The 11,123-nt window shown below is 44.2% G+C and carries 11 protein-coding genes; 3 read left to right on the top strand and 8 right to left on the bottom strand.

Translation table 11 applies throughout. The features are described from left to right. Positions 1-6 precede the first annotated feature (6 nt). A complete protein-coding gene (locus RE317_RS11305) occupies positions 7-1,359 on the top strand; it encodes an MATE family efflux transporter (protein WP_005843272.1) in 1,353 nt (450 codons plus the stop codon). Next, positions 1,356-2,804, top strand: coding sequence for a potassium/proton antiporter (locus RE317_RS11310; protein WP_005843270.1), 1,449 nt, complete (start codon positions 1,356-1,358; stop codon positions 2,802-2,804). The genes RE317_RS11305 and RE317_RS11310 overlap by 4 nt, the downstream gene beginning before the upstream one ends. A 76-nt stretch (positions 2,805-2,880) precedes the next feature. Here the strand turns inward: RE317_RS11310 and RE317_RS11315 are convergent, their stop codons facing one another. Beyond that, positions 2,881-4,134: an Nramp family divalent metal transporter gene (locus RE317_RS11315; RefSeq protein WP_005843268.1), complete on the bottom strand. Its 1,254-nt coding sequence runs from the start codon at positions 4,132-4,134 to the stop codon at positions 2,881-2,883. Positions 4,135-4,236: 102 nt separating this feature from the next. Here RE317_RS11315 and RE317_RS11320 point away from each other — a divergent pair, with 102 nt between their 5' ends. Beyond that, the gene (locus RE317_RS11320; protein ID WP_005843266.1) at positions 4,237-4,635 is read left to right on the top strand and encodes a hypothetical protein; all 399 of its coding nucleotides are present in this window, start codon (positions 4,237-4,239) and stop codon (positions 4,633-4,635) included. On the opposite strand, the gene RE317_RS11325 is transcribed toward RE317_RS11320, so the two are convergent. The 7 genes from RE317_RS11325 to RE317_RS11355 all read right to left on the bottom strand — a co-directional run bounded on the left by RE317_RS11325 (position 4,619) and on the right by RE317_RS11355 (position 10,974). After that, positions 4,619-5,611: a clostripain-related cysteine peptidase gene (locus tag RE317_RS11325; RefSeq protein WP_303266242.1), complete on the bottom strand. Its 993-nt coding sequence runs from the start codon at positions 5,609-5,611 to the stop codon at positions 4,619-4,621. The two genes, RE317_RS11320 and RE317_RS11325, sit on opposite strands and share 17 nt — an antisense overlap. Beyond that, positions 5,580-5,882: a hypothetical protein gene (locus RE317_RS11330; protein ID WP_303266243.1), complete on the bottom strand. Its 303-nt coding sequence runs from the start codon at positions 5,880-5,882 to the stop codon at positions 5,580-5,582. The genes RE317_RS11325 and RE317_RS11330 overlap by 32 nt, the downstream gene beginning before the upstream one ends. Positions 5,883-5,892: 10 nt before the next feature. Continuing rightward, positions 5,893-6,288 (bottom strand): hypothetical protein, encoded by a 396-nt coding sequence (locus RE317_RS11335; RefSeq protein ID WP_005848031.1) that lies wholly within the window; start codon positions 6,286-6,288, stop codon positions 5,893-5,895. A gap of 221 nt (positions 6,289-6,509) precedes the next feature. Then, positions 6,510-7,370 carry an RNA polymerase sigma factor RpoD/SigA gene (locus tag RE317_RS11340; RefSeq protein ID WP_005843258.1) on the bottom strand — a complete coding sequence of 287 codons (861 nt, stop codon included), beginning with the start codon at positions 7,368-7,370 and terminating at the stop codon, positions 6,510-6,512. Positions 7,371-7,609: 239 nt separating this feature from the next. Then, on the bottom strand, positions 7,610-9,133 hold the full coding sequence (locus RE317_RS11345) for a Do family serine endopeptidase (protein ID WP_120002725.1): 1,524 nt from the start codon (positions 9,131-9,133) through the stop codon (positions 7,610-7,612). Between the two features lie 321 nt (positions 9,134-9,454). Beyond that, on the bottom strand, positions 9,455-10,045 hold the full coding sequence (locus RE317_RS11350; RefSeq protein ID WP_118430289.1) for a DUF417 family protein: 591 nt from the start codon (positions 10,043-10,045) through the stop codon (positions 9,455-9,457). Between the two features lie 92 nt (positions 10,046-10,137). Next, entirely contained in the window at positions 10,138-10,974 is an 837-nt protein-coding gene (locus tag RE317_RS11355; RefSeq protein WP_074783081.1) for a helix-turn-helix domain-containing protein, read from the bottom strand. Positions 10,975-11,123: the final 149 nt, after the last annotated feature.

The following is an 11,123-nucleotide window of genomic DNA, read 5'->3' on the forward strand; positions in this document are numbered from 1 at the left end:
ACGCGAATGAAAGAAAACAACCCGCACATACTGGGTACAGAAAAGGTCGGAAAGCTACTTTTAGAGTACTCTATCCCTGCCATCATAGGGATGACACTGACATCACTGTACAATATTATTGATAGTGTATTTATCGGTCATGGTGTCGGCGCCATGGCCATATCGGGCTTGGCTATTTCTTTTCCGCTGATGAATCTGCTGGTGGCATTCTGTACACTGGTCGGGGTGGGTGGCGCTACCATTTCTTCTATCCGCCTGGGGCAGAAGGATACGGACGGTGCCGAGAAAGTGCTGGGAAACGTAACGGTGCTCTGTGTGATAAATTCTATTTTCTACGGAGGCATCACCCTGCTGTTTCTGGACCGGATTCTGTTCTTCTTCGGGGCAAGCCATGACACGTTGCCATACGCCCGCGACTTTATGCAGATTATATTAATAGGAAGTCCTGTCACCTATGTAATGATCGGACTGAATAATATCATGCGTGCCACCGGTTATCCCCGAAAGGCAATGCTGTCCTCCATGCTGACAGTGGGATGCAACATTATTCTGGCTCCTGTCTTTATTTTCTGGCTAGGTTGGGGAATCCGCGGAGCAGCCACGGCAACCATCCTTTCACAGTTTGCCGGCATGATATGGGTGCTGAGCCATTTCATGCAGGAAAAAAGTTATATCCGCTTCAAGAAAGGGATATTCAAATTAAGGAAACGGATCGTAGAGAATATCTTCAGTATCGGTATGTCGCCGTTCCTGATGAATGTCTGCGCTTCGGCCATTGTCATTATATTCAACAAGAGCCTGCTGCTCTACGGGGGCGATCTGGCTATCGGCGCATACGGCATATTAAACCGTCTGCTGATGCTGTTTGTAATGGTTATCATGGGGCTGACTATGGGAATGCAACCGATTGTGGGCTATAATCATGGCGCACACAAATTCGGCCGGGTGAAGCAGACTTTGAAATATTGCATGATTGCAGGGGGGTGCATCACTTCGTTGGGATTTGCTTTCAGCGAACTTTTCCCTAATTTGGTTGTTAATATGTTTACAGACGATAAAGAACTTACAGCATTGGCACGCACCGGGTTACAAATCGGAGTACTGATGTTTCCTTTCGTGGGAATACAAATTGTAATTTCCAGTTTCTTCCAATCTATTGGGAAAGCGAAAATTTCTATCTTCCTCTCCTTGTCCCGCCAACTGTTGTATTTATTACCCTGCCTGCTGTTACTACCTCATTGGTGGGGACTGAACGGTATCTGGCTCAGTATGCCTGTATCCGATCTGTTAGCGTTTATCACAGCCTGCCTGATGCTGGCACATCATATTAAAAAATTAAACAAGATCACAGAAGTATGATATTTAATGCAGAAAACATTCTCTTGATAGGTTCCATCCTATTGTTCGTAAGTATTGTAGTGAGTAAGACCGGATACCGGTTCGGAATCCCTACGCTACTTGTTTTTTTATTGGTCGGCATGCTGTTCGGAAGCGATGGCCTGGGACTCCAGTTCCATGATGCGGGCGAAGCCCAGTTCATCGGCATGATGGCCCTTAGCATCATTCTGTTCTCAGGGGGTATGGATACCAAATACTCGGATATCAAGCCTGTATTGCCACAAGGCATACTGCTTTCCACCTTCGGTGTGTTGCTTACTACTATTTTCACCGGATTCTTTATTTATTGGATTTCCGGATTCTCGAATGTCAGCATTACCATGTCCCTGATGACGGCCATGCTGCTGGCGGCTACCATGTCCTCTACGGACTCTGCTTCCGTGTTCAACATCCTGCGCTCGCAAAGCATGAATCTGAAACATAACCTCCGACCGATGCTGGAACTGGAAAGCGGAAGTAATGACCCTATGGCGTATATGCTTACTATCGTCCTGATACAGTTCATCACGTCGGCAGGCATGGGGGCAGACGATATTCTGATTTCATTCCTGATTCAGTTTGCTGTGGGTGGCACATCAGGATTCCTGCTGGGAAAACTGGCGGTAGCAATCATCAACAAGATTGACTTGAAGAACCAATCACTCTATCCTATCTTGCTGCTGAGCTTTATTTTCTTCACATTCACCATGACCGACCTGTGTAAAGGAAACGGCTATCTGGCTGTCTATATAGCAGGGATGATGGTGGGTAACGCACGCATTGTAAACCGTAAGGAGATCGCTACTTTTATGAGCGGCATGACCTGGCTCTTCCAAATTATCATGTTCCTGAGCCTGGGATTGCTGGTGAATCCCCATGAAATGTTGTCCATCGCCATACCGGCAACCTTGATCGGCATTTTCATGATTGTCCTCGCCCGCCCGCTCAGTGTCCTGCTCTGCCTCCTTCCCTTTAAAAAGATGAACATCAACTCACGGCTGTTTATTTCCTGGGTGGGATTGCGCGGAGCAGTACCTATCATATTCGCCACTTATCCAGTAGTAGCTGATGTGCCGGGATCTACTCAGATTTTCAATATCGTATTCTTCATTACCATATTGTCTTTAGTGGTTCAGGGAACGACCATTTCATGGATGGCCAAATTACTCCATCTGGATACCCCACTGGAAAAAACAGGAAATGATTTCGGAGTAGAGATACCGGAGGAAATCAATACAGACCTCCGCGATATCGTACTGACGGAAGAAATGCTGGCAAAAGGAAACAGACTAATGGATATGAACCTGCCTAAAGGTATGCTGGTGATGCTGATAAAAAGAGGAAACGAGTTCATGATTCCCAATGGCTCTCTGCAACTGCACGCCGGTGACAAGCTGCTGATTATCTCGGAAAGCAAAACGAAATGAAAAATTTGCCCATGTGCCCACGTGCTGCGCTATGGTCCCGCATGGCAATTGGCACATGGGCAAATTCGCACATTATTCAACTGAGCAACAGCATGATATTCAATGCGGAGACAATCACCGCAATGGTATAAAGCACGAATGAACTCCACCGGGAGTTGGCATATTTGCCCATCACCCGTTTGGAAGAGGTCAGTCCTACTTGCAGGAACACCGTGAAAGGCAGCTGGATACTCAGAATCATCTGAGAAATGATAAGTCCGTAAAAGGGATTCTCAATAAAGAAGATAAGAACCAATGCTATCCCCAAAGAAATCAAAATACCGACCTTAGAGTGGATATCCTTGATATGATAAGACTCACCGAAAATACCCGCAAAGATAGAACCTGCCGCCATACCACTGGTTATGGTGGAGGAAATCCCCGCCATCAGCAATGCCAGGGCAAAGATGATTCCGGCATGGCTGCCCAGCAACGGGTCAAGCAACGACTTCGCCTGCTGCAACTCTTCCACCGGAGTCCGGGTACGGAAGAAAGTAGCGGCTGCCAGTAAGATCATGGCACTATTGATGGCCCATCCTACAATCATGGAGAACAAAGTATCATAGAATTCATATTTCAATACTTTACGAATGGAGCTCTCGTCCTGCTTGTTGTACTCGTGGCTCTGTATCACCTCTGAATGCAAGAAAAGGTTATGCGGCATAACCACTGCCCCAAGTACGCTCATGATAATCAGCATACTGCCCTGGGGTATCTCAGGAACCACCCAGGAACGGATCGCCACAGGCCAGTCAATATCTACCAAAAACAACTCATACAGAAACGAAAGTCCGATTACGGATACAAAAGCAATGATGGCTCTTTCTATCTTTTTATATGAATTGGAAAAAAGCATAATGACGACAAACATCGTAGTAAGGACAGATCCCCAGGCAATGGGAATTTCCAAAAGCATCTGCAAGGCAATGGCTCCTCCCAGTATCTCCGCCAGCGAAGTGGATATGGAGGCCAGCACCGCGCTGCCCAAAATGGGACGGGATATCCACTTGGGACAATACTGCGTGGCTGCTTCACTCAGGCACAATCCCGTCACAATGCCCAGGTGGGCCACATTGTGCTGCAACACAATCAACATAATGGTAGACAAGGTCACCACCCACAACAACGCGTAACCAAATTCGGAACCGGCCGCAAAATTCGAGGCCCAGTTTCCCGGATCAATAAAACCTACAGTAACCAGTAATCCGGGACCAATATATTTAAAGAAATCAAGACCACCCAGATAACGCTTGTGGTCCGTACGTTTTAATTCATCTATAATGCGAGACATGTTTTACTTTTTTTGTTTGCACAAACTTACTAATAAAAAACAAAAATCCATTTGCTTTGTTCAAACTTATAGTTTACTTTCGCTTCAAAATACCGATTTATAATGAAAAGAGAAACAGTTATAATAGCGGCCCTGGGTATCCTTACTTTGGCAGGATGTAATAATAACCACCGTTCACAAGTCCGTAAATTCAAACAGACAGCCGAAAAGACCAACCGGTCCTGCCCCACACGCATGAACGAAACGATTACACTGGACAGCACCTGTTATAATGAGAAAGATAATAGTGTGAGCTATTTCTACAGTGTTACAGGAGAACTGGACAACGCCACTTATATGAACACCCATTATGCCGCCTTTAAACAAGCCCTGCAGGATGCAGTAGACAACTCGGTGGAAATGGAGGAATACCGGAAATTCGGTACTTCCATCCGCTATATCTATTATTCGGGATCAAGTAAAAGGCAACTGGCTGCATTCTCCTTCAATTCCCCCAAATAGATTCCGTTTCAGCCCATCCGGATGCATGATACCACGCTATGGAAGACTTGAAATAATTGTTCCAAAGCAAATATTTGGGAGTGGTGAATGAATTGGGGATATACATACCCATTCCACTGTAGTTATCCCCATCTATTCTGTACAAGGATGAGGTGGGATCATGAGTATAACCTGTATAAACGACCGTCTTCTTTAATTGTTGCGTAAAATCGTCCGGAGCCATTCCTCCACACAATTTTCCAATAAACTGTAACATATCATAGGCATATCCTTTGAAGCTGCTGCTGCCTTTGCCATATTGCTGCAAATCAGCTGTATCCACGTTTTTCAGGCTATTCTGATTGGACAAAATCACACTTCTGACCGCTTCCGCCAAGCCTTCCATCTGATTGCAATCCACTGCCGAAATGGTTCCCCAACCATTATAGTTATAATAATCTATATAATCTTTACAGATTGGCTCCAAATAATCCTTGATCGCATTTTCATACAAATAAGGCATCACACTTGCATAAGGAAATCCGGCTGCCGGTATATCAAGTACAGAAGCGATACAGTATCTGGCAGCATCCTTCAGCTCATAATACACCTCCGCACACCCCATCATACACGCATCAAACAAGACAAAATCAAACTTTTGAGGATTTACCGTACGCAACACTTCCGCCAATTCCGGTATCAACGCTGTGTCACTGGAATACCGCCCGCCATCTTGTCCTATAGAACGGGTGCCGGTAATAGTGGGCAACCATCCCGAACCGTGAGATCCAAAGATTATTCCATAACTTTCCGACGGGTAAGCACTCATCATATCACCTATCACTGTCTGCATGACGGTTTTCTCCGTCGATGTCTGAGGGGGATATTTTTTTCTGATGTTACCAATACCAATCAAATCATAGATAGATGTATTCTTATCAGCCATCATTGCATCTATCGTTCCTTTAGACAGGCTGTTGATACCCCCCCTGACCATTGGTTACATATTCTACGATACAAGGCTCCGGCCAACTGATATCCGAAGCCTCACCATCCCAATATACCAATAAAGCAGCCGAATCCTTCATAGCCTGAAGTCCTTGCATCATCGTCTGAATATTATCACGCAAACTGGAATTCAAACTGTTATCCGCCCAAAAGAATGCCAGAACCGTTCTTCCGGCATGTTGCTGAGGAATCACGATTGTTTCCTTCTCACAAGAGAAGAAAAAGCAGGCTGCCAAGAATAGAAATAGAATCTTTTTCATAAGAAAAGGATTACTCTTCCGGTTTCTTGAACTTGAACGCATTGGGGTTCACTTCGCGAATCAGCAAGGTCTTTCCTTTTTGATACTTGGTCTTCATCTTGTTGATGGTCTTCTGCAGTTTCTTTCTGCTGTTCGAGAAATAAACAAAGCAAGTACGGTTCGTCAGCCCTTCCTCGTTTTCCAAATAATTTTTCAGCTGATAACTGTATTGTGAGCGTTCCGGCAACATCTTATTCTTATCCAGCCTCACACTGTCCAGCAACTGGATTTCCGTGAAATAAACCAATGAATCTGTAAACGATGCGGATACGCCTACTATATAAACAGATTTACTTCCTTTCAATGAGAATGCCGAGCATACCATCAGTACCAATAATAAAGAGCACAGAATCTTTATGGATTTCATAATTCTAATTTTATAATTTTATTAGAGGACAAAAGTAGTTATTTACGGACAAATACGAAAAAGTAATAGATTAATTAACTATAATAATTTGCTGATGTGCCCATTACCATGCGGCACATAGCGCAACCGATAGGCATTATTGGTATATTATGAACAAAAGCACAAGACGGAAACAACCTTCCATCTTGTGCTTTGTTTTCTTTTCGGAAACCGAATCTTTCTTACCCTAAATAAGACTTAAGCAGCTTGCTACGCGAATTTTGTCTCAATCTTCTAATGGCTTTCTCTTTAATCTGGCGTACGCGCTCACGAGTGAGGCCGAATTTATCGCCGATTTCTTCCAACGTCATTTCCTGCGTATTAATACCGAAAAACATCTGGATAATATCCTTCTCCCTTTCGGTCAGCGTAGAGAGTGCTCTATCAATTTCCCTCGCAAGTGACTCATTAACCAAGGAACGGTCTGCCATAGGCGAGTCGTCGTTCACAAGCACATCCAGCAAGCTGTTGTCTTCTCCTTCCACAAAAGGAGCGTCTACAGAAATGTGGCGTCCTGAAACCTTCAACGTGTCCGAGATTTTGTCTACAGGTATTTCCAGTTCATCGGCCAGTTCTTCCGGAGAAGGACGACGTTCGTTTTCCTGTTCGAATTTAGAAAAGGCTTTGCTGATCTTGTTCAACGAGCCTACCTGATTCAACGGCAAACGGACAATACGTGACTGTTCTGCCAATGCCTGGAGAATAGACTGACGAATCCACCATACGGCGTAACTGATAAACTTGAAGCCTCGGGTTTCATCGAACTTTTCGGCTGCTTTAATCAATCCCAGGTTGCCTTCATTAATCAAGTCAGGAAGACTTAATCCCTGATTTTGATACTGCTTGGCTACAGACACGACGAAACGCAAGTTGGCACGTGTCAGTTTTTCCAATGCTACCCGGTCGCCTTTACGGATACGCTGAGCGAGCTCTACCTCTTCCTCTACAGTAATCAGGTCTTCACGGCCTATTTCCTGTAAATACTTATCCAGAGATGCGCTCTCTCGGTTAGTGATACTTTTGGTAATCTTTAATTGTCTCATTCTCTATAAAACAAATTTGGGATGCAAATTTACAACATTAAATGGAATACATCCATTTTTGTTTGAAAAATATTAGCTAATAAATCAAAAAAGACTATCTTTGTCCTCCTTTTCCTAAATATTTTGCGAAAATAAGGTTATCAGTCCTGTTTGACTATAAAATCAGGATGCACGGAAGTAACCCTTACCGTGCATCCTCTAAACTTTACCTATTGAAACTTTCTACCTTAAAAATCTTCTTATTCCTGTGTCAAATCCACTGCATAGTTCGCACGTTTACCTGATGGGAACATACCACTCAGGAACAATACCTGATCCGGTGACTGGGTAGCAGCTTTCAGCACATCTTCCAAATCATTTACTGATTTGACAGGTTGTCCGTTTGCCTTCAGGATGATGAAGCCTTTACGGATACCGGCAGCCTTCATCTTACCGTCTGTCACACCTGTGACTTCCACACCATATCCCAAATTCAATTGTCTCTTCAATTCCTGAGGAACTTCACGGAATGCTGCGCCCAAGATATCCATGCCCGCACTCTTCACCACTTTCGTTGTTCCCTGTGCATTCTTCAAGGTCATCTCGATATCCTTTTCTTTCTTGTCACGCAACACCTTGACGGTTACTTTGTCACCCGGACGGTGTTTAGCCAACCCCTCCTGCAACTCTGCAAAGTTCTTCACACGTTTTCCGTCAATACCGATAATGACATCATCTACTTCCAAGTTGCCGGCCGCAGAACCTCCCTCAATTATCTCAGCAATCAACACACCGTCGGTGGCGCCCAGTTCCTTCACCTTCTTCTTGATTTCTTCCGGCATCATCTGCTGGTCATCATTAATCGGAGTACCCTTGATGCCCAATACCGCACGCTGAACGGTTCCATATTCTTTCAAGTCGGCTATAACTTTCGTCATGATACTGGTTGGAATAGCAAACCCATAACCCGAATAAGCTCCTGTAGGTGAATAAAGTACGGAATTGATACCTACCAGTTCACCCCTTGCATTCACCAATGCACCACCACTGTTGCCTTGGTTGATCGCAGCATCTGTCTGGATGAAAGATTCCACACCATTATTATATACCCCTAAAGAACGGGCTTTGGCACTCACAATACCGGCTGTTACCGTAGAAGTCATATTAAAGGGATTACCCACAGCCAATACCCACTCACCTACTTTCAAAGCCTCCGAATTGCCCACGGGAATCGTAGGAAGCTCATCCGCTTCAATTTTAACCAACGCTAAATCCGTGCTGGGGTCTGTGCCGATTACACGTCCCTTGTATTCACGTCCGTCATTCAGTTTGACACTGATCACATCAGCATTATCGATTACATGGTTATTCGTTACAATATATCCATCTTTCGAGATGATCACTCCGGAACCGAATCCCACTCTTTCAGGAGTCTGCACCTGACGCTGCTGACCGCCGCCTCTGCCATTTCCAAAAATATCACCAAAGAAATCATAGAACGGATCACGAACGGTAACCGTCTGAGTCTTTGATTCTTGAGTTGACTTTATATGAACTACTGCATGCACTGAATTTTCCGCTGCCTGAGTCAAATCCACCGGTTGCATTTGAATGGCGTCCAACGCGGCGAGTCTTGTATTCGGATTTTGTTGGAACACATCATTAAAAGCCACGCTTTTGTTTGGCTCGGGTTTCAACATAGAATAAGCCGTTACTCCTGCTACACCTGCGCTGACTGCTACAATTGCTGCTGCGCCTAGTACCATTTTAGTTGCTTGTTTCATAACTTAATATCTATTAATTTGTTAATTTCAAGTTTGGTTTAACATTTATGACGCTAATGTAATGACAAATATTGTACGGTTGTACCGTTTGTCAGAGTTTTTTTTCCTCTTTTAACACAGACAGATAAGCACTTAACAGGGGTTAACCGCAGAATCTGCCAAATTTGCATTCATTATCAATAGCTGACAGACAGCAAGATGACACAGGATGCAACTTGCCTCATAGATAGTTATGTCTTGCAGGAAATACTTGCCTCTCGCCGGAATGCATCCATATACACCCTCTATAAAAGGGCATGTCCGTGACCGGTCTTTCCAACTTTACTTTTTCAACTGGTTCAATACCCTTCCCACACTATCCGAAAGAACGACAACAGCTCCTGCCAGAATAGCAATATCCTTAATGACCAGACGACCGGCGCCCGTCAGCAAAGGGAATCCCTGTTCGCCACTTCCCAAATCGGGGACCCACACCTCGGGCGTTGTTACAAGGAAAGACAAAGTGCCCAATGTCATGACAATAGCCAGTCCGGCCCCCACCAAACCGGTTTTCGGAGAGAAGATGCCTAAAAACGTCAAGATACCGATCCCCATAATCAAAATACCCAATCCATGAGAGAACCCATAAGTATTGTTCTCTTCATGCCACAGGTGCTTCGTTTCATCGAGTTCGCCTTCTTTCAGCTTATATTCTTTATATTCAGGAGCGTCCTTGGTATAAAAGAAACTCATAAAGGGACTGTTCGCCACAAAAGGCACAATTCCTTCGGCTTCATAGTTCCAGAATTTCAGACCACCAATCCATACAAAAATTACAAGGATTGCCACACGGATAAGATTGATACCCAGTTTTTGGGCAGATGCTGCTATTGTTAAAAACGCAACAAACAGAGATTTTAATTTTGCCATCATTGCTTTCATTATTAAAAGATTTAACTTCCTGGTGCAAAGGTCGGTGGTTTTCCCCCTCCGGTAAATGGCAATTTCCCCATATAGGTTGGCAATTATTCCCGCTTCTCTCTTTTCCGGTATTCCGAAAGGCTCTCCTTGTTCATTTTCTTAAAGAAACGGCTGAACGTAGCCAAATCCTCAAATCCCAGAATCTCACTGATTTCTTTCGCACTCTTACCCGTATAAAGCAACAAGCGCTTGGCTTCCGCATCCACGCGTTCATGAATGACACGCAAAGGAGAAGAAAGTCCGTAAAGGGAAAAGAGATTAGAAATAGTCTTGGGAGAACGGCACAACATATCAGCATAATCCTGTACTTGCTTCTTCTCCTTAAAATGACTGTCAACCAGTACATAAAACTGACGAATCACATCAAACATGTTCTCACGTCCCGGGTCCACATCAAACTTTTCACGGGCTATGCGGGTACAAGTGATAATGAAACGTTTCAGAATAATACGCAACATTTCTTCCTGCAAGTTGTCTTGTATTCCACACTCCCCCCTGAAAATATCGACAATACTGTCAAGACGGGCCGACTGGGAAGGCGAAAGCTTCAAACGCATGACACGGGAAGAACCGTTAAACAGGAATCCGTTACAAGACACCTCGCTGTCATGCCCGTAAATACAATAAAAGTTACTATTGAATAAAAAAGTGAGGTATTCACCGTCCACTCCCCTTATCTGCACATGATGCAAAGGAGTAAGCGAAATCATTTCCTCTTTTTCCAGATGCATCACCACATGATCCACTTCCACATCCAACGTTCCATGCCGCACCCATATAAATTTATAAAGACTCCTGTCACGCTGCAAAAAGGAGTTTTCATGGAAACAGGAAGTCATTGCTATATTTCCATTCAATTTAGTACGTAAGTGATATTCCATAACTACTTCTGATTAAGTGATGTTCCCCTACTTTTTCAAAAATAAGATGACGGGATAAATATAAGACTATTCCTTTATATAAAAAAGAAATAGAACAAAAGAATGACTTCCCCTCCCACTCCCTTTATCAGCATTCGCGCCCCACTGCC

It is taken from the genome of Phocaeicola sp. GP0067, assembly GCF_031119655.1.
Classification (GTDB): domain Bacteria; phylum Bacteroidota; class Bacteroidia; order Bacteroidales; family Bacteroidaceae; genus Phocaeicola; species Phocaeicola vulgatus.